This is a genomic window from Sphingobium baderi, assembly GCF_001456115.1.
Classification (GTDB): Bacteria; Pseudomonadota; Alphaproteobacteria; order Sphingomonadales; family Sphingomonadaceae; genus Sphingobium; species Sphingobium baderi_A.
On sequence record NZ_CP013264.1, the window covers coordinates 2,840,223 to 2,858,486 of the forward strand.

At 59.5% G+C, this 18,264-nt stretch carries 17 protein-coding genes and 1 tRNA gene; 14 read left to right on the forward strand and 4 right to left on the reverse strand.

The window, feature by feature from the left end; all coding sequences use genetic code 11:
* The first annotated feature begins 52 nt into the window (after positions 1-52).
* Entirely contained in the window at positions 53-373 is a 321-nt protein-coding gene (trxA, locus tag ATN00_RS13885; RefSeq protein ID WP_062065695.1) for a thioredoxin TrxA, read from the forward strand.
* Positions 374-453: 80 nt separating this feature from the next.
* Here the strand turns inward: trxA and ATN00_RS13890 are convergent, their stop codons facing one another.
* Complete coding sequence (locus tag ATN00_RS13890; protein ID WP_062065704.1) at positions 454-1,251, reverse strand: inositol monophosphatase family protein; 798 nt, start codon at positions 1,249-1,251, stop codon at positions 454-456.
* Positions 1,251-2,477 carry a bifunctional glutamate N-acetyltransferase/amino-acid acetyltransferase ArgJ gene (gene argJ / locus ATN00_RS13895; RefSeq protein ID WP_062065706.1) on the reverse strand — a complete coding sequence of 409 codons (1,227 nt, stop codon included), beginning with the start codon at positions 2,475-2,477 and terminating at the stop codon, positions 1,251-1,253. The genes ATN00_RS13890 and argJ overlap by 1 nt, the downstream gene beginning before the upstream one ends.
* 208 nt (positions 2,478-2,685) lie before the next feature.
* Between argJ and secA the strand changes: the two genes are divergently transcribed.
* Complete coding sequence (secA, locus tag ATN00_RS13900; protein WP_062065708.1) at positions 2,686-5,421, forward strand: preprotein translocase subunit SecA; 2,736 nt, start codon at positions 2,686-2,688, stop codon at positions 5,419-5,421.
* Between the two features lie 233 nt (positions 5,422-5,654).
* On the opposite strand, the gene ATN00_RS13905 is transcribed toward secA, so the two are convergent.
* A tRNA-Ser gene (locus tag ATN00_RS13905) sits at positions 5,655-5,744 on the reverse strand.
* Positions 5,745-5,876: 132 nt separating this feature from the next.
* Here ATN00_RS13905 and ATN00_RS13910 point away from each other — a divergent pair.
* From ATN00_RS13910 to ATN00_RS13950, 9 genes are all read left to right on the forward strand, one after another.
* Positions 5,877-6,917, forward strand: a complete 1,041-nt coding sequence (locus ATN00_RS13910; protein ID WP_062065710.1) for a lytic murein transglycosylase — start codon at positions 5,877-5,879, stop codon at positions 6,915-6,917.
* A gap of 100 nt (positions 6,918-7,017) precedes the next feature.
* Positions 7,018-8,181 (forward strand): D-alanyl-D-alanine carboxypeptidase family protein, encoded by a 1,164-nt coding sequence (locus ATN00_RS13915; protein ID WP_062065712.1) that lies wholly within the window; start codon positions 7,018-7,020, stop codon positions 8,179-8,181.
* A complete protein-coding gene (tmk, locus tag ATN00_RS13920; protein WP_062065713.1) occupies positions 8,178-8,804 on the forward strand; it encodes a dTMP kinase in 627 nt (208 codons plus the stop codon). The genes ATN00_RS13915 and tmk overlap by 4 nt, the downstream gene beginning before the upstream one ends.
* On the forward strand, positions 8,801-9,769 hold the full coding sequence (locus ATN00_RS13925) for an AAA family ATPase (protein ID WP_062065714.1): 969 nt from the start codon (positions 8,801-8,803) through the stop codon (positions 9,767-9,769). The genes tmk and ATN00_RS13925 overlap by 4 nt, the downstream gene beginning before the upstream one ends.
* A gap of 73 nt (positions 9,770-9,842) precedes the next feature.
* Positions 9,843-11,408 (forward strand): methionine--tRNA ligase, encoded by a 1,566-nt coding sequence (gene metG / locus ATN00_RS13930; protein WP_062065715.1) that lies wholly within the window; start codon positions 9,843-9,845, stop codon positions 11,406-11,408.
* Positions 11,409-11,412: 4 nt separating this feature from the next.
* Positions 11,413-12,201, forward strand: coding sequence for a TatD family hydrolase (locus ATN00_RS13935; protein ID WP_062065716.1), 789 nt, complete (start codon positions 11,413-11,415; stop codon positions 12,199-12,201).
* Positions 12,198-12,983, forward strand: coding sequence for an MBL fold metallo-hydrolase (locus tag ATN00_RS13940; RefSeq protein ID WP_062065718.1), 786 nt, complete (start codon positions 12,198-12,200; stop codon positions 12,981-12,983). Before ATN00_RS13935 ends, ATN00_RS13940 begins: the two co-directional genes overlap by 4 nt.
* The gene (locus ATN00_RS13945; RefSeq protein ID WP_062065721.1) at positions 12,983-13,612 is read left to right on the forward strand and encodes a retropepsin-like aspartic protease family protein; all 630 of its coding nucleotides are present in this window, start codon (positions 12,983-12,985) and stop codon (positions 13,610-13,612) included. The genes ATN00_RS13940 and ATN00_RS13945 overlap by 1 nt, the downstream gene beginning before the upstream one ends.
* A complete protein-coding gene (locus ATN00_RS13950; RefSeq protein WP_062065724.1) occupies positions 13,609-14,895 on the forward strand; it encodes an MFS transporter in 1,287 nt (428 codons plus the stop codon). Before ATN00_RS13945 ends, ATN00_RS13950 begins: the two co-directional genes overlap by 4 nt.
* Before the next feature lie 47 nt (positions 14,896-14,942).
* Here the strand turns inward: ATN00_RS13950 and ATN00_RS13955 are convergent, their stop codons facing one another.
* Positions 14,943-15,560: a TetR/AcrR family transcriptional regulator gene (locus ATN00_RS13955; RefSeq protein ID WP_062065727.1), complete on the reverse strand. Its 618-nt coding sequence runs from the start codon at positions 15,558-15,560 to the stop codon at positions 14,943-14,945.
* 146 nt (positions 15,561-15,706) lie between these two features.
* Between ATN00_RS13955 and ATN00_RS13960 the strand changes: the two genes are divergently transcribed.
* The 3 genes from ATN00_RS13960 (at position 15,707) to mazG (ending at position 18,241) form a co-directional block, all read left to right on the forward strand.
* Complete coding sequence (locus tag ATN00_RS13960) at positions 15,707-16,468, forward strand: SDR family NAD(P)-dependent oxidoreductase (protein ID WP_062065731.1); 762 nt, start codon at positions 15,707-15,709, stop codon at positions 16,466-16,468.
* Positions 16,465-17,253 carry an enoyl-CoA hydratase/isomerase family protein gene (locus tag ATN00_RS13965; protein WP_062065734.1) on the forward strand — a complete coding sequence of 263 codons (789 nt, stop codon included), beginning with the start codon at positions 16,465-16,467 and terminating at the stop codon, positions 17,251-17,253. Before ATN00_RS13960 ends, ATN00_RS13965 begins: the two co-directional genes overlap by 4 nt.
* Before the next feature lie 208 nt (positions 17,254-17,461).
* Positions 17,462-18,241: a nucleoside triphosphate pyrophosphohydrolase gene (mazG, locus tag ATN00_RS13970; protein WP_062065737.1), complete on the forward strand. Its 780-nt coding sequence runs from the start codon at positions 17,462-17,464 to the stop codon at positions 18,239-18,241.
* Positions 18,242-18,264: the final 23 nt, after the last annotated feature.

Consider the following 18,264-nt stretch of genomic DNA (forward strand, 5'->3'; position numbering starts at 1 on the left):
GCCGATGCCATCGCCACCTTAGATTACTGACAAATTCAAGGAGAATCCTAAAATGGCCACTAAGGCGGTAACCGATACGAGTTTCCAGAATGACGTATTGTCGTCGGATAAGCCCGTCCTCGTCGATTTCTGGGCGGAATGGTGCGGGCCATGCAAGATGATCGGCCCGGCTCTGGAAGAAATTTCGGACGAACTGGCGGACAAGGTGACGATCGCCAAGATCAATATCGATGAAAATCCGGATGCTCCGGGCCGTTACGGCGTGCGCGGCATCCCCACCATGATCCTGTTCAAAAATGGCGAGGCGACAGCGACCAAAGTGGGCGCAGCGCCGAAGGGTGCGCTCAAGGGCTGGATCGAAAGCGTCCTTTAAATCCTTAAACGGAGGGGGAGAGCCGTTTCATTCCGGTGGGAATGCTCTCCCTCCTGACCTGGGTGCGCCGCCGTTCGCGATCACCGAAAAAGAAGTTTTGCCGCCATATCCCAGAGGCGGGGCGATGATGCGCCCAACAGCCCGCGCCTTTGATCTCCCACTTTATAAGGCGATCCGTCGAGCCGCTGGCAGCATCCTCCAGCTTCATTAAGAAAAAGCGTTCCCGCCGCGTGATCCCAAGGAAGCGTGCGGGAAAAGACGGATATGTCGTTTTCACCCAGGACAAGCCGGGGATATTGCTCCGCGGCACATCGGGGAATGTCGACCAGCGTGAACTTTCCTGCAGACCGGCCCTGTATTTCTGCCCTTTCTTCCGGCGTCATGAAATAGACGGCCAGTGCGGCCACCGGCAAATCCGCGGCGCTTTCCCGAGCATGGACGCGCTCGCCGTTGATATGACTTCCTGCGCCAAGAACGCCATGGCAGAGCCGAGACGTTAGCGGATCGAAAATCCAACCAGCCAATGTGGTGCCGGCGTCGGCCAAAGCGATCATGATGCCGAAGGGAGGCCTGCCCGCCGCGAAATTGCCCGTTCCGTCGATGGGATCGATGATCCAGTTCAGCCCTTCTCCCGCGCGTTCCAATATGGCGGGATCGGCCGCGCAGGCCTCCTCCCCAATGATAGAGGCTTCAGGGAGGATCTTGGCCAATCCTTCAGCGAGCCTGAGTTCGCTTTCCCTGTCTGCGATGGTGACGAAATCATCCGCCGCTTTCTCGCTGATCTCGTCGGCGGAAAGGTTCCTGTAACGCGGCATCACGATGTCGCGCGCGACCTGTCGCATGAGCGCGGCGACAGGCGCATGCAACTTTCCGATCATCAGCTGCGATAGTCCGCGTTGATGGAAATATATCCATGCGTCAGGTCACAGGTCCAGACCGTCGCTCGCCCGTTGCCCAGCCCCAGATCGACGCCGACCTGAATATCCTGCCCCTTAAGGTGGGCGGCGACAGGCGCCTCGTCATAATCCTCAACCGCCAGCCCCCCAGTGGCCACCTGAGTTGCGCCGAAGCTTATGGAAAGCTTGTCGCGATCCGCCGGCTCGCCCGCCTTGCCCACCGCCATGACGATCCGCCCCCAATTCGCGTCCTCCCCCGCGATCGCGGTCTTGACCAGAGGAGAATTGGCGATCGACAGGGCGATCCGGTGCGCGCTTGCGTCGTTTTCCGCCCCTTCGACGGTGATCTCGATAAATTTGGACGCGCCTTCGCCATCCCGCACCACCAGATGGGAAAGCTGGCGGCATAGATCCGTCACCGCGGCGTGGAAAGCATCCGCTCCGGGATCGTCCATTGAAGTAAGGGGAGGGTTCCCCGCTCTACCCGTAGCGAAAGCCAGAACCGTATCGCTGGTCGAAGTATCGCTATCCACCGTGATGCAGGAAAAACTCTGCCGGTTGGCGGTCGACAGCATATCTTGCAACAGGCTGGCGTCGATCGCGGCATCGGTGAAGATATAGCCCAGCATGGTCGCCATGTCGGGCGCGATCATGCCGGACCCCTTGATGATACCGACCAGTTCCACCCGCTGACCGCCGATCAATGCGGATACATGCGCGCCCTTGGGATAGGTGTCCGTCGTGCCGATGGTCAGCGCGGCATCTTCCCAGCTACAGGCGGGCGCGGCGAAGGCGGCTTCCAGTCCGGCCTCGGCCTTCTCGACAGGCAGGGGCACGCCGATGACGCCCGTGGAAGACAGGAATATGTCGGATGGCTTGCAACCCAGATGATTGGCGACCTTTGCGGCCATCGCCTCCACCGCCGCACGGCCGCGATGCCCCGTAAAGGCGTTGGCATTGCCTGCGTTCACCACCAGAGCCCGGGCCGAGCCCAAGGGGATGGCATCGCGGCACCATTCCACTTCCGGCGAAGGGCATTTGCTTTGCGTGGTGACGCCCGCGACGACCGTTCCCTCATCCAGTTCCACATAGGTGAGATCGCAGCGGTCCCAATCCTTATATCGGGCGCGGGCGACATGCGGGGTGACCCCTGCGATGGAAGGCAGTTGGGGGAAGGCCGCGGGAGCGAGAGGGGAGCGTTCAGTCATGTTTGCCGCTTAGCGCAATCAGCAAGGCCGTCAACGCAGGATATGGATGAAAGTTTTCGGACGCGCAGGGCATTTGCGACGATATGTTTCCGCATTTTCCGAAGCTGCACTTCGATTGACTAAAGTTCGCGCGCTCCCTAAATCGCGGCGCATGTTTGCGTGCGCTTCCTTCAGGGCGGTGTGCGTTCCCTTTTGGTCAGGAATTTCCATGTTCGGCGCACTCGCCAAGTCCATCTTCGGATCGTCCAACGAACGCTACGTCAAGTCGATGGGAAAGGCCGTTGACCAGATAGCGTCTTTCGAACCCGTGATCTCGGCCATGAGTGATGAGGAACTGGCCGCGCAGACGGTGAAGTTCCGGCAACAGCTTGCCGAGGGCGTCACGCTGGACGCCCTGTTGCCCGAAGCATTTGCGACCGTGCGGGAAGCGGCCAAGCGCACGCTGGGCCAGCGCCATTATGATGTTCAGATGATTGGCGGCATCGTCCTGCATCGCGGCGAAATCGCTGAAATGCGGACGGGGGAGGGCAAGACCCTTGTCGCTACGCTGGCGACCTATCTCAACGCCCTGGAAGGGAAGGGCGTGCATGTCGTCACCGTCAACGACTATCTTGCGTCTCGCGACTGCGAATGGATGGGGCAGGTCTATCGCTTCCTGGGGCTGACCACGGGCGTCATCGTCCCCAACCTTAGCGAAGATCAGCGGCGTGAGGCATATAATGCCGACATCACCTACGCCACGAACAATGAACTCGGCTTCGACTATCTGCGCGACAATATGAAATATGATCGCGCGTCCATGGTGCAGCGTCCCTTCAATTACGCCATCGTGGATGAAGTGGACTCGATCCTGATCGATGAAGCGCGCACGCCGCTCATCATCTCCGGCCCGACGGACGACAAGTCGGAACTATACATATCGGTCGATGCGATCGTGAAGCAGGTCGGTGAAGCGGACTATGAAAAGGATGAGAAGCAGCGGACCGTCACGCTGACGGAAGACGGCACGGAAAAGATCGAGCGGATGCTGGAAGCCGCCGGATTGCTGCAAGGCGCAAATCTGTACGATTTCGAAAACACCGCCGTCGTTCATCATGTGAACCAGGCGTTGCGGGCGAATGTGATGTTTCGCCGCGATATTGACTATATCGTGAAGGACGGCAAGGTCGTTATCATCGATGAGTTCACCGGCCGCATGATGGATGGCCGCCGCTGGTCCGATGGCCTGCATCAGGCGGTGGAAGCCAAGGAAGGCGTCAATATCGAGCCTGAAAACCAGACGCTGGCATCCATTACCTTCCAGAATTATTTCCGCATGTATCCCAAGCTGTCCGGCATGACCGGCACGGCTGCGACCGAAGCGACGGAATTTTACGAAATCTACAAGATGAACGTCGTCACCATCCCGACCAACCGGCCGGTGCAGCGCGTGGATGAGGAAGACACTTTCTACAAAAATCTGGAAGACAAGTTCCGGGGCATCGCCAGGACGATCAAGGAACATGCCGAGAAGGGACAGCCGGTGCTGGTCGGCACGGTGTCCATCGAAAAGTCCGAAATGCTCTCCGAATTCCTCAATCAGGAAGGCGTGAAGCACGCCGTGCTCAACGCGCGTTTCCATGAGCAGGAAGCGCATATCGTCGCGCAGGCGGGCCGCAAGGGCGCCGTCACCATCGCGACCAACATGGCGGGCCGCGGCACGGACATCAAATTGGGCGGCAACCTGGAAATGCGGGTTGAGGACGAATTGCGCGATATGCCCGAAGGGCCGGACCGTGAGGCCGCCATCGCTCGCATCGATGCCGAGATCGAAGTGGAAAAGGCCGAAGTGCTCGCTGCAGGCGGACTGTTCGTGCTCGCAACGGAACGTCATGAAAGCCGCCGCATCGATAACCAGCTACGTGGTCGTTCGGGCCGTCAGGGCGATCCGGGCCTCTCTCGTTTCTACCTCAGTCTTGATGACGATCTGATGCGGATATTCGGGCCGGACACGATGTTTGCGAAGATGATCCGGTCCAATCTGGAAGATGGGGAAGCCCTGCCGCCGTCCAAATGGCTCAGCAAGGCGATCGAAACCGCGCAGAAGAAGGTCGAGGCCCGCAACTACGATATCCGCAAGCAGGTCGTCGAATATGATGATGTGATGAACGATCAGCGCAAGGTCATCTATGAACAGCGCGCCGACATCATGGATGCCGAAACGGTCGATGATGTGGTCGTCGACATGCGGCATGAAACGGTCAACGATCTCGTCGGCGCATCCTGCCCCCCGGGAACCTATCCTGAACAATGGGATATGGAGCGGCTTAAGGCGCGGATCTCGGAAATTCTGGGGCTGGAGCCGGATTTCGACGCTTGGCTCGCCGAAGATGCCGTCGATCCGGAAATGATCGAGGAACGGCTTGTCGCTCTGGCGGACGAAGCGGTTGCCGAAAAGATCAAGGATATCGATCAGGCTGACTGGCATATGATCGAGAAGAGCATCCTGCTCCAGAGCCTCGACCATCATTGGAAGGAGCATCTGTCGACCCTGGATGCCCTTCGTCAGGTCGTGCATCTGCGGGCTTATGCCCAGAAAACGCCGATCAACGAATATAAGCAGGAAGCCTTCGCGCTGTTCGAGCGCATGCTGGGCAATATTCGGGAGGACGTGACGGGCTCCATCGCACGGGTTCAATTCCGTATGGATCAGGCACCCATGCCGGAATTCGACCTTCCCGTGCTGCCGGACTTCATCACCACGCACATCGATCCTTTCTCCGGCGAAGACAATAGCGCGGACATGGATGCAGGGCAGGCGGGCAGCATCACGACGACTATTCCCCGTCCGCCGGTGGGCAATGCCGAGCCAGGCGAATTTGCCAATCTGGACATCAGCCGCAATGCACCGTGCCCCTGTGGTTCAGGGCAAAAATACAAGCATTGTCACGGGTCGCTGAACTGACGCGGGAAATCCCCGGTTGCGATTATCAACCGGGGTAATTCCAGCATAGCTCACCCGAGGTTGCATGGGCTGGCGGATCGGATGGATCGCCGATGGCAAAACACTGCCTCAGTTTCGCAACGGAGGGTTTGTGAACCGTCCCAATGCTTCCGATTTCTTGAGTGACACTTTGGACGGACACCGACCGGGAATCGCCAAATATTTACGTAAAAACAGTGAATTACACGTAATATTGGCGGACAGGGTGGGATTCGAACCCACGGTGAGCGTAAACCCACGGCGGTTTTCAAGACCGCTGCCTTAAACCACTCGGCCACCTGTCCGTTGCTTGGCTTCCTAGCGGACGCGTCGAGATTGCCAAGCGCAAAATATGAGGATGCGCTTCATCGCTATTGGGCAAGAAGGGGATTCACCTCACGCCCGCGCTGTGCCAGAAAAGGATGAGGGAGATTCTGATGCGCTCGTCCATCCTTTCGCTATTCATCGGTTTGGCTGTCATGGCCGTTGGTTGCGTCACACCGGCAGCTTCCGCGCAGACGCAGGATGATGCGGCATTCCGCGCCTATCTTGAAAGCCTGCGTCCCAAGGCGCGCGCCATGGGCATTCGCGATGCGACGCTGTCAGGCGTATTCCCGACGCTCACGCCCAATCCGCGCGTCATTCAACTGGACCAGAGCCAGCCTGGCGGCGGCGCCTATTCTCCGATTCCGGCCTTTGAACCTTATCGCGTAAAGCATGTCGATGCCGCGCGGATCAGCAGGGGGCGCACCGCTTATCTATCCAACCGCAGCCGTCTTGCAAGGATCGAGGCGGAAACCGGCGTGCCCGAAGAAATCATGGTCGCCATTTATGGGCATGAAACCAACTATGGTTCCTATACTGGCGATTTCGATCTGATCCGCTCGCTTGCAACGCTTGCATGGGAAGGGCGACGGCGCACATTGTTTGAACCGGAACTGCTTGCGACGCTGAAAATGCTGGACAATGGTGTGCCACGCGGCCGGCTGGTCGGAAGCTGGGCTGGCGCCACCGGCTATCCCCAATTTCTCCCATCGGTTTATCTCCGGCTCGCAAAGGATGGGGATGGCGATGGAAAGGCGGATATCTGGAGCAGCGAAGCCGACGCACTTGCCTCGATCGCCAACTATTTTGTGCATGCCGGCTGGCGTAAAGGGCAACCCTGGGGGATAGCCGTTTCGGTTCCCGCGAATTTCAATCGCGCTTCGGTAGCCGCGCGCACCGCTCCGGCGCGCTGTCCGCGTGTTTTCAATCGGCATAGTCGCTGGCTCAGCATGGCGGAATGGCGGCGGTTGGGGCTTGTTCCCTCAAGGGCGGGGTGGGCGGCCGACAATGTGATGGCCACGTTGCTGGAGCCGGATGGGCCGGGAAAGACGGCCTATCTCCTTACGAGCAATTATCGGGCTATTCTGGACTATAATTGTTCGAATTTCTATGCGTTGTCCGTCGGTTTGCTGGCAGATGCCGTCAAGCAATAATCTCGCCCGTGCGGGGCTTTGAGAACGCTTCAATCATGGCTAATGATATCCGCCTGTTTCCAACCCGATCCATCGAATCCATCCAAGCGAAGGCAGCTTCATGAACAAATCCGTTGCAGCGATCCTTTTTGTCGGCTTGCTCGCTTCGCCGCTGACTGCGGCCGCACCGCCCTATACCAGCGAAGCGCCCATCGCTTATTTGAAGGATTTGTCTTCGGGCGCCGTCCTGTATGACAAGGGCGGAGAGACGCGGATACCGCCCGCCTCCATGGCCAAGATGATGACGGCCCATGTCGCCTTCCGCCTGATCCAGAAAGGCGAATTGAAGCTCGATACCAAATTCACGGTGCGTCCCGAAACATGGCAGAAATGGCATGGCCCGCAGGCCGGCTCCACCATGTTCCTGTCCGTCGGCGAACAGGTGTCCGTCGAAAACCTGCTGCATGGCATCGTAACGCTTTCGGGCAATGACGCATGTGTCGTGCTGGCCGAAGGGATTGCGGGTACGGAGCAGGCTTTCGTTGCCTTGATGAATCAGGAAGGCGAACGCCTGGGTTTGAAGAACAGCCATTTCGGCACCAGCAATGGCTGGCCTGATGAAGGCGTCACCTACGTGACCGCCGAGGATCTGGCAAAGCTGGCGCAGGCCACCATCGAAGAGACGCCCGATCTCTACAAGAGATTCTATGCGACCAAATCCTTCACATGGGGCAAGACCATGGGGGGCGCGGATATTGAGCAAGCGAACCGGAACCCGATCTTGGGCAAGATCGCCGGCGCGGATGGCCTCAAGACCGGACATACGGAAGAGGCTGGATTCGGCTTTACAGGCTCGGCCGAGCAGGATGGGCGGCGCCTCGTCATGGTCGTTGCCGGACTGCCCACTTTCAACGGCCGCATCGCCGAATCCGTCCGTTTCATGGATTGGGGGTTCAAGGCGTGGAAAGCTCAGCCGCTCTTCAAAAAGGGTCAAACCGTCGAAACTGGCGAAGTGCAATTGGGCAGCGCCACAAGCGTTTCCTTGGTGGCGCCGCAAAATCTGGCTGTGACGCTGCCCCGCACAGCATCCTCGAATATCAGCGTGAAGGTCGCCTATAACGGCCCGATCAAGGCGCCGATCAAGAAGGGGGATAAGATCGCCGAACTCATTGTTTCGACCCCGGATACGCCGCCGCAGATCATGCCGCTCGTCGCCGGTGAAGATGTGAGCGAGGCAGGGGTTTTCGGACGGCTCTGGAACGGCCTGAAATCGCTGTTCGGGTGAAGACCGGGCGTTTCATTTCGCTGGAAGGCGGTGAGGGCGTCGGCAAGTCAACCCAGTTGCGCGCTCTGTCGGCGGCTCTGCGTGCACGGGGAATCGACGTTGTGGAAACGCGGGAACCGGGCGGCAGCGCGGGTGCGGAGGCCATCCGCACGCTGCTGTTGACGGGAGCCGCCGATCGCTGGTCACAGCGCGCGGAAGCATTGCTTTTTGCGGCCGCCCGCGCGGATCATGTGGAGAAAACCATTCGTCCGGCCTTACAACGCGGCTCCTGGATATTGTCCGACCGCTTTGTCGACAGCAGCCGCGCCTATCAGGGCATGGGTGAGTTGACGGATGACGACATATTGACGCTGCATCGCATCGGCAGCGCGGGATTGCTGCCCGATCGCACCTTCGCTCTGACGCTGCCTGAAGCGGAAGCGGAAAGGCGCGCCCATATGCGGGACGGCGGCGATACCGATCGTATCGGCGCACGCGACAGCACATTCCATCAGCGGGTCGCGCGATCATTTCGCGGCTTTGCATCGGCGGAATCAGACCGGGTCCGTATCGTGGACGCATCCGGCGCGGCGCAAACCGTAACGATGCGCCTGTTGCAAGGCCTGGATGACCTCCTGCCATGAAATTTCCCCTGGGCCACGATATCCAGGCGCGCCTGCTGCTGGCGGCGGCGGGCAGCGGCCGAATGCATCATGCGTGGATTTTGGCGGGGCCAAAGGGCATCGGCAAAGCGAGTTTCGCGCGGGGCATCGCCATGCGGCTGCTCGCCGATGCCGCCGGTCCACCCGTTGTCGAGCAGGGCTTCGGCGTTCCGGAGGGGCATCCCATCCGGGCGCTGTTAGAGGCGAATGCCCATCCCGACTATGCTGAGTTGACCCTGCTGGAAAAGGATGGCGTCTTTGCGCGCAATATCAGCGTGGATCAGGTTCGGAGCCTTCAGCGCCTGATCCAATCGGCTCCGTCCCTGTCGGCGCGGCGTATTGTCGTCATCGACAGCGCTGACGATCTGGAGCGAAGTGCGGCCAACGCCCTGCTCAAAAATCTTGAGGAACCACCTACGGACATGGTGTTTCTGCTGGTTTCCCATGCGCCCGGTCGCCTGTTGCCGACGATCCGGTCCCGTTGCCGCACATTGCGTTTCGCTCCTTTGCCGGACGACATGATGCGGATGGCGCTTTCCGCGACGGAGGCCAAGCCACAGGAAGCTGAGATCGAATCCCTTCTGTCGATTGGTGAAGGCTCGCCCGGCAAGGCGCTGCGCTATGCCGGCCTCAATCTCGGTGAGATGGAGGGGTTGTTGCATGCGATCATGACGAAGGGCGATGGCGATAACCAACAGCGTCTGGCACTCGCGAAAATGCTGTCCGGCAAGCCCGCGCGACCCCGCTATGAGGCTTTTCTGGAACGCGCCCCCGCGTTCATCGCGCAGGCGGCGCGTTCTCGTAGGGGCGCGGCGCTGGGCAAAGCGCTGGACCATTGGGAAGCGGTGCGGCACCTTGCCGGCGGTGCGGTCATACTTTCCCTGGAGCCCGGAGCGGTGGTTTTCGAGATTGCCGGCCATGTGGCGGCTCTGGCTTCCGAGAACTGACGCAGAGCGGAAAAGCCGCATAGCGACGCCGAGCGGGCTTTCCGCAGCCTGCAACACTCGCTAGGGAAGGCGCATGTCGCAGCAGCCTTACACCATCACGACCGCTATCAGCTATCCCAACGGCCGCCCTCATATCGGCCATGCTTATGAGGTGATCGCTACCGACGCGATCGCCCGTTTCCAACGGATGATGGGCCGGGACGTATTTTTCCAGACCGGCACGGATGAGCATGGCCTTAAAATGGCCCAGACAGCGCGCAATCGCGGCATTGAGCCGACAGAGCTTGCGGATGAAATGTCCGGATATTTCAAAGATATGAACGACAGGTTGAATATCAGCTATGATCGTTTCATCCGCACCAGCGAACCCGATCATCATCATGCAAGCCAAGCCATCTGGCAGGCCATGGAAGCCAATGGCGACCTCTATCTGGGCCGCTATGAGGGATGGTATTCCGTCCGCGACGAAGCCTTTTACGACGAAAAGGAATTGAGCGAAGGAGAGGGAGGACAGAAGCTCTCGCCGCAGGGCACGGCTGTCGAATGGACAGTGGAGGAAAGCTGGTTTTTCCGGCTTTCCGTCTATCAGCAAAAGCTGCTCGACCTGTATAACAGTCAGCCCGATTTCATTCAGCCCGACAGCCGCCGCAATGAAATCATGCGCTTCGTGGAAGGCGGCCTGTCCGATCTCAGCATTTCACGCACCAGCTTCGATTGGGGGGTGAAAGTGCCGGGCAGCGATGGCCATGTCATGTATGTCTGGGTCGACGCGCTCACCAATTATCTTACCGGTTGCGGTTACCCGGACGATGCTGGGCGCATGGCCCGCTATTGGGCCGAAGGCGGCGATATCACGCACATAATTGGTAAGGATATCGTGCGTTTTCATACTGTTTACTGGCCAGCTTTCCTGATGAGCGCAAAATTGCCTTTGCCCAGGCAGGTATTCGGCCACGGCTTCCTCCTGAACCGGGGGGAGAAAATGTCGAAATCGCTGGGCAATGTGGCGGACCCGATGGAACTAGCGGAGCGTTTCGGCGTCGATCAACTGCGCTATTTCCTGCTTTCCGAAGTCACCTTCGGCAATGACGGCAGCTATAGCGCGGAAGCCATTGTCGCCCGCTCCAATAGCGATCTGGCCAACAGTTTCGGCAATCTGGCTCAGCGCACGTTGAGTTTTATCGCGAAGAATCTTGATGGCCGTTTACCCGAACCCGCCGCAGGGGATGAGGATCGGGAACTGCTGAAAGTCGTGGCCGATGGAGCCCATATTTTCCAGACGGCCATGGCGGATCTTGCCCCCTCGGTCGCTATCGAAGCGTGGATGCGCGCCGTTTTCGCCTGCAACGCCTATATCGATGCCCAGGCCCCATGGACGTTGCGTAAGACTGATCCGGCCCGCATGGAAGCGGTTCTCGCCACGCTTTACGAGGCGATCGCTAGCCTTGCCATCATCATCCATCCCGTCATCCCGGCCAGCGCATCCGCCTTGCTGGAGCAAATGGGCGTGCGCGAGGAGGAACGGGATTATGCCGTCATCGGCACGGAATGGTATGCGGCCCTGCGCGCTTCGGGTTTCGCTATCGGCGCTCCCAAGCCGCTCTTCCCGCGGCTGGAACTGACTGAAACGGACGCTTGATATCATGCTGATCGACAGTCATTGCCACTTGAATTACAAGGGGTTGATCGAGGATCAGCACAATGTGCTTGAACGTGCCCGAATGGCCGGCGTCGACCTGATGCTCAATATCGCGACGCGTGAGAGCGAATGGGACGATGTTTTGGGCACAGCGCTTCGCGAACCCGATGTCTGGGCGACCGTGGGCATTCATCCGCACGAAGCCGATGAGCATCCGCATGTCGACACAGCCAAGCTGGTCGAACGGGCCGCCCATCCTCGCGTGGTCGGCATAGGCGAAACCGGGCTGGATTATTATTACGACCATAGCGACCGCGAACGGCAGCAAAAGAGCTTTCGCGCCCACATCGCCGCGTCCCGCGAGACGGGCCTGCCGCTTATCGTTCATACCCGCGATGCGGAGGAGGACACGCTGGCGATCATGCGTGAAGAGATGGGGCAGGGGGCCTATAGCGGCGTCATCCATTGCTTCACGGCCAGCGGAGCCTTTGCCGACGCGGCGTTGGAACTGGGCTTCTACATCAGCATTTCAGGTATCGTGACCTTCAAAAATGCCAGAGACCTTCAGGAAACGGCAGCACGCTTGCCGCAAGGCCGGCTGCTGGTGGAAACGGATTCGCCTTTCCTGGCGCCCGTGCCGCACCGGGGCAAATCCTGCGAACCGGCCTATGTCGCCGATACGGCTCGCTTCCTTGCGCGGTTGAGGAATGAAGATATGGAGGAGCTGGCCAACACGACTTCGGCGAATTTCCTGACCCTTTTCAGCAAGATCGGCAAAAGCTCTTCCTCATGAGCTTCACCCTGACCATATTGGGTTGCGGCACTTCGTCCGGTGTTCCCCGGATCGGGAATGATTGGGGAGCATGCGATCCCGATGAGCCGCGAAATTACCGGACGCGCGTTTCCATCCTGGTCGAAAGCCCGACAACACGTATCCTGATCGATACCTCCCCCGACATGCGCGCGCAATTGCTGGCCGTGGGCATAGCGGATGTGGATGCCGTGCTGTGGACGCACGATCATGCGGACCATTGCCACGGACTGGATGATCTGCGGCAGATCTATCATCACCGCGGCAGTCCGGTGCCGGGCTATGCGCGTGCTGAAACGCTGGCTCAGTTGCGCCGACGCTTTGGCTATGCCTTTGACGGGCGCAACGGATATCCGCCCACGATCAAAGGTCATGTGCTCTCCAATCATCTGACCATCGGCGACATCGACATCCGCTGCGTGGATCAGCCGCATGGGGATATCATGTCCACCGGCTTTCGCTTCACCTACGACGGGCATAGCATAGGTTACGCCACGGATTTCCACGAACTGACGGCGGAGATGCTGGCGCTGTATGATCGGCTGGACATATGGGTCGTGGATGCCTTGAGGGCAAAGCCCCATCCGACCCACGCCAATCTGGCCATGACGCTGGAGGGCATCGCCACGGCGCGGCCAAGGCGGGCCATTTTGACGCATATGGACAATAGCATGGATTATGCGACGTTGTGTCGGACGCTGCCGGAGGGCGTGGAGCCCGGCTATGATGGTATGATCGTCGAGTTAAAGGAGAGGGCGTCCTGATGGGCGTGGGAACGGATCAGGCCATGTCGAGCATCTGGTATTTGCTCGCGATTGTCCTTGTCGGTTCCGCTTTGCTGACCCGCCGCATGCCTTTGGGAGCCATGATGCGGATGGCGCTCTTATGGGTCGCCATTTTCGCCATTTTGCTCATGCTGTTTGGTCTGGCCCATAGATCGGGGATTTTCCTGCAGAAAACCGAAGGGCCATCAACGATCCTGGAGGATGAAGGGCGCGCGCCCATGCCCCAGGCCCGCGCAGAGGGCGATCGCATCCGCATACCTGTTTCGTCCGATGGACATTATTGGGTTGAGGGCACCGTTAACGGCGTTCCAACACGATTTTTGATCGATAGCGGCGCAAGCGTCACGGCTTTGTCGCAGCAGGCCGCTCAAGCCGCAGCGCTCAACATCGATCCGGCGCAATCCGCCGTCACCATGATGACGGCCAATGGCCGCGTGAAAGCGCAAAAGTCGCAGATCGCAACGCTGGCGATCGGCCCCATCCGGGCAAGCGACCTCGATATCGTCGTATCGCCAGCCTTTGGCGATGTGAACGTCATCGGCATGAACATGCTTTCCCGGTTGAAAAGCTGGGGCGTCGAAAATGGCGAGATGGTTCTGACCCCATGACCGCTACGCTGACTGAGCGGCAGAGATTGAAGGCGATCATCGGCGGCTCGGCGGGCAATCTGGTCGAATGGTATGACTGGTATGCCTATTCGGCTTTCACCCTCTATTTCGCCCCCCATTTTTTCCCAAGCGAAGACCGCACGGCCCAGTTGCTGAGCGCGGCGGGCATCTTCGCCGTCGGTTTCCTGATGCGCCCGATCGGCGCGTGGTTGATGGGCATCTATGCGGATCGCCATGGCCGCAAAAGCGGCCTTACGCTTTCTGTCGCCCTGATGTGCGCGGGATCATTGTTGATCGCGGTGACGCCCGGTTATGAGAAAATCGGGATGATAGCCCCTCTCTTGCTCATCCTCGCCCGCCTCATGCAGGGCATATCCATCGGCGGTGAATATGGGGCCAGCGCCACTTATCTGTCCGAGATGGCGGGCAGAAGCCGAAGGGGGTTCTTCTCCAGCTTTCAATATGTGACCCTGATCGCGGGGCAGCTCGTTGCGATATGCGTGTTGCTGATATTGCAGCAGATATTGACGGAAGCCCAACTGGATGAATGGGGCTGGCGTATCCCCTTCGCCATCGGGGGAGGGTTGGCTGTCATCGTATTCTGGTTGAGGCGCGGCCTCACGGAGACGCAAAGCTATATCGTCGCCCGATCCGAAGGCGCGCCCAAATCCGGTTTGATGGAGTTGTTGCTACGGCATCCGCGTGAAACGTTGACGGTGATGCTGCTGACCGCCGGAGGAACGATCGCCTTCTACGCCTATTCCATCTACATGCAGAAGTTTCTGGTCAATACCAGCGGCATGACCCGTGAAACCGCTTCGCAGATCAACGGAATCACCTTGTTCGTCTTCATGCTGATCCAGCCCCTTGCCGGAGCATTGTCCGACAGGATCGGGAGAAAACCGCTGATGGTCGGCTTTGGGGTGCTTGGCGTCCTTTGCACCTATCCGATCTTTGCCACTCTGGCCCGGACGACAAATCCATGGGCAGCGGCCATGCTTGTCATGGCGGGGCTTATCATCGTCAGCGGCTACACGTCGATCAATGCCGTCGTGAAAGCGGAACTATTCCCGGCGCATATCCGCGCGCTGGGAGTGGCCTTGCCCTATGCGCTCGCCAACACGCTGTTTGGTGGGACGGCGGAATTTGTCGCCCTCTGGTTCAAGCACAATGACATGGAAAGCGCCTTCTACATCTATGTGACCGTGATGATCGCGATCTCGCTGGCGGTCTATATCCGGATGAAGGATACGGCGAAACACAGCCGCATCCTGGAAGACTGAGCGCCTACATAGCTTTTATCGACGCATAACAGAAAACCGCCGCGCGATCAGGCGCGCGGATCGAGACCCTTGGTCAATATATCGACCAGCATGACGGCTATCGTTTCAGGGGAAAGCGATCCTTTCGGATCATGCCAGCGCGCGGGCCAATTGAGGGCGCCCGCCAGCGCGAAGGCGGCCATCCGGCTATCAACCGGCGCAATCGAGCCATCGGCCACCGCTTCTTCGATCAACCCGCGCAAGGCCATGTCGATCTCCCGCTTGAGCGCCCGAAAACGGGGGCGGCTTTCAGGCGAAAGGATTTCCTCGCCGGTGCGAATGATGCAGCGGCCGAAATCGTCCATGGTGATCCTGGCATAGCGATGAAGGAAGCGGATCAGCCGATAGCGGCCATCACCCGCTTCCTGCCGAGCTGCCGTCGCCGCTTCGATCAACTGCTCAAGCCCGAGGGTGACGCATTCCAGCAGCACCTGATCCTTGTTCGCCAGATAGTGATAAATCGTGCGCTTCGATATGCCCAGGCTGGCGGCAACATCATCCAGCGATGTGGCATGGAAACCGCGTTCATTGAACATCCTGACCGCTGCGCGCAGCACCGCGTCCCTTTTCGCCGTGCGCTCCTCCGCTTTCTGTGCCGGGCTGCGGAAAGGGGAAACCGATGACATGATAAGTCCTTTATGCTGTGGATCGGACATTGACAGGAAACTTCGAAACCCACAATACACTCATGAGTGCATATTTCACTTTGGCGTTCAAGCTGGCGGTGCCGGGGCCGTCGATCTTTATCGCCTAGCGCATCGGGAGAAAAATTGTGGACATGAAGGATTTGGCGGCCATCGTCACAGGCGGGGCATCGGGTCTGGGCAAGGCAACCGCTGCGATGCTGGCGGCCAATGGCGCGAAAGTCGCGATCTTCGACCTCAATGAAGAAGCGGGCAGGGCCGTCGCGGCGGAGATTGGCGGCAGCTTCGTCAGCGTTAATGTGGCCGATGACGCCAGCGTCGCGGCAGGGTTGAACGCGGCCGAAGCGGCGCATGGCGTCGCCCGCATCCTCGTCAACTGCGCGGGCATCGCCCCTGCAATCAAGACTGTAGGCAAGGAAAATGTGCCGCATCCGCTCGACATCTATCGCAAGACGATTGAGATCAACCTGATCGGCACCTTCAACGTCATCTCCAAATTCGCGGCGCGGGCCGTAACGGTCGCGGAAATCGACGGCGAGCGCGGCGTCATCGTCAACACGGCATCGGTGGCTGCCTATGATGGCCAGATCGGGCAGGCGGCCTATAGCGCCTCCAAGGGCGGTGTCGTGGGCATGACCTTGCCGATCGCCCGCGATCTGGCGCAACACAAGATACGGGTGATGACCATTGCGCCGGGTATCTTCCTGACGCCGATGCTTGAATCCCTGCCGCAGAATGCCCAGGATTCGCTGGGCGTGATGGTGCCGCACCCAAGCCGCCTGGGCAAGCCTGCCGAATATGCACAGCTGGTGGAATCCATCCTGCGTAACCCGATGCTGAATGGCGAGGTCATCCGCCTCGATGGCGCCATCCGCATGGCGCCGCGATGACCGGGGATGGCCTGACGCTGACGGTCGAGGAGGGGATCGCCCGGATCACGCTCGACCGGCCCGAATCGGGCAATGCCATTACCTTGCCGTTGGCGCGGGCGCTGCTGGCCGCCGCGATCCGTTGCGAAAACGATCCGGCGATCCGCTGCATCATGATGACCGGCAATGGACGGCTTTTCTGCGCGGGTGGCGATGTCCAGTTGCTCGCGGGCGCGGGCCAAAATCGCCCGGAGGTATTGAGCGAACTTATCGCCGCGGTCCATGCCGCTGTGCAGCGTCTGGCACGGGGCTCCAAACCCTTGGTAACTCTGGTCAATGGTCCAGCAGCGGGGGCCGGCTTCAGCCTCGCCATATTAGGGGACGTCGTGATCGGTGCGCGATCGGCCCATTTCACCGCCGCTTATGGCGCCATCGGCCTGACGCCCGATGGAGGGCTGAGCTGGCTGCTCCCGCGTTTGGTGGGGTTGCGTAAAGCACAGGACATCATTCTCACCAATCGGCGGATCAAGGCCGATGAGGCGCAGGCCATCGGTCTCGTCACCCGTATCGCCGATGACGAGGCGTTGGCGGAAGAAGGGCTGACCGTGGCCAGGGCGATCGCCGCCGGGCCGGTGGCGGCGCTATCTGCCAGCCGCGCGTTGCTCTACGACAGTTTCGAAACCGGCTTTGAAACGCAACTCGACCGCGAACTCCGCTCCATGGCCGCCGCCGGCGCCAGCGGTGAAAGCGAGGAAGGACTGCGCGCGCTCCTCCAAAAGCAGACGCCTGATTTCAGGAAAGTTTGACCGGGGGTAGTGCCAAATGTTAGTCCGATAATATATATTATGTTAAATAAATCCAATTGGTATCGAACACGCCTGCGACCTGTCGCCCCCATCGATATCCGCCACCATACATAAAACCCGCCTAACCGGGCAAAGCCCTCCCAAATCCATGGCCGTCTCCGCCAAAACCTCTATACATTCTCGTTTTTCTTCTTGGATTCATGTTTCGATGCCAGTCGATCTCAAAACCAGTCCCGCCGATATCATGCCCCTCGCCGACGTTATGGCGCGCCTGCGCGACCCAGACACCGGCTGTCCTTGGGATATTCAACAGGACTTCGCCAGCATCGCCCCCTATACGATCGAGGAAGCCTATGAAGTCGCCGACGCGATCGAGCGCCACGACATGGCCAGCCTACGCGATGAACTGGGCGACCTTTTGCTACAAGTCGTTTTCCACAGCCGCATGGCGGAACAGGCTGGCCATTTCCGGTTGCAGGACGTCATTGACGGCATCACCGCGAAGATGATCCGCCGCCATCCCCATGTGTTTGGTGACGCTGTCAATCGTGCGGGCGGTCACGCCCAATGGGAAAGCATCAAGGCCGCCGAACGCGCTGAAAAGGACCCCGATCCGAGCGCGTTGGCGGGCGTAGCCCTTGCCATACCGGCGCTCCTGCGCGCAGAAAAGCTTCAGAAGCGCGCCGCCCGCACCGGCTTCGACTGGCCCGACACAACTGGCGTCGTTGCCAAGATCGCGGAAGAACTGGTCGAGGTCGAAGCCGCCATTGCGCCACAGGACCAGCAGGAAGAAATTGGCGACTTGCTCTTTGCTGTCGTCAATCTGGCCCGTCACATGAAAATCGATCCTGAAGTCGCCCTGCGCGCTGCAAATGCCAAGTTCGAGCATCGTTTCCGGAAGATGGAGGATATGGCCGGTGATGCTTTCGCCGACCTGACCCTCGATGAAAAAGAAGCCCTATGGCAGCGCGCCAAGGGGAAATCTTGAAGAGGCCTGACCGATTGGCGATC

Excerpts from the sequence above, each read along its gene's own strand:
- trxA (WP_062065695.1), top strand. The coding sequence starts at position 53 with ATGGCCACTAAGGCGGTAACCGATACGAGTTTCCAGAATGACGTATTG.
- ATN00_RS13890 (WP_062065704.1), bottom strand. The coding sequence starts at position 1,251 with ATGATCGGAAAGTTGCATGCGCCTGTCGCCGCGCTCATGCGACAGGTC.
- argJ (WP_062065706.1), bottom strand. The coding sequence starts at position 2,477 with ATGACTGAACGCTCCCCTCTCGCTCCCGCGGCCTTCCCCCAACTGCCT.
- secA (WP_062065708.1), top strand. The coding sequence starts at position 2,686 with ATGTTCGGCGCACTCGCCAAGTCCATCTTCGGATCGTCCAACGAACGC.
- ATN00_RS13910 (WP_062065710.1), top strand. The coding sequence starts at position 5,877 with ATGCGCTCGTCCATCCTTTCGCTATTCATCGGTTTGGCTGTCATGGCC.
- ATN00_RS13915 (WP_062065712.1), top strand. The coding sequence starts at position 7,018 with ATGAACAAATCCGTTGCAGCGATCCTTTTTGTCGGCTTGCTCGCTTCG.
- ATN00_RS13925 (WP_062065714.1), top strand. The coding sequence starts at position 8,801 with ATGAAATTTCCCCTGGGCCACGATATCCAGGCGCGCCTGCTGCTGGCG.
- metG (WP_062065715.1), top strand. The coding sequence starts at position 9,843 with ATGTCGCAGCAGCCTTACACCATCACGACCGCTATCAGCTATCCCAAC.
- ATN00_RS13935 (WP_062065716.1), top strand. The coding sequence starts at position 11,413 with ATGCTGATCGACAGTCATTGCCACTTGAATTACAAGGGGTTGATCGAG.
- ATN00_RS13940 (WP_062065718.1), top strand. The coding sequence starts at position 12,198 with ATGAGCTTCACCCTGACCATATTGGGTTGCGGCACTTCGTCCGGTGTT.
- ATN00_RS13945 (WP_062065721.1), top strand. The coding sequence starts at position 12,983 with ATGGGCGTGGGAACGGATCAGGCCATGTCGAGCATCTGGTATTTGCTC.
- ATN00_RS13950 (WP_062065724.1), top strand. The coding sequence starts at position 13,609 with ATGACCGCTACGCTGACTGAGCGGCAGAGATTGAAGGCGATCATCGGC.
- ATN00_RS13955 (WP_062065727.1), bottom strand. The coding sequence starts at position 15,560 with ATGTCATCGGTTTCCCCTTTCCGCAGCCCGGCACAGAAAGCGGAGGAG.
- ATN00_RS13965 (WP_062065734.1), top strand. The coding sequence starts at position 16,465 with ATGACCGGGGATGGCCTGACGCTGACGGTCGAGGAGGGGATCGCCCGG.
- mazG (WP_062065737.1), top strand. The coding sequence starts at position 17,462 with ATGCCAGTCGATCTCAAAACCAGTCCCGCCGATATCATGCCCCTCGCC.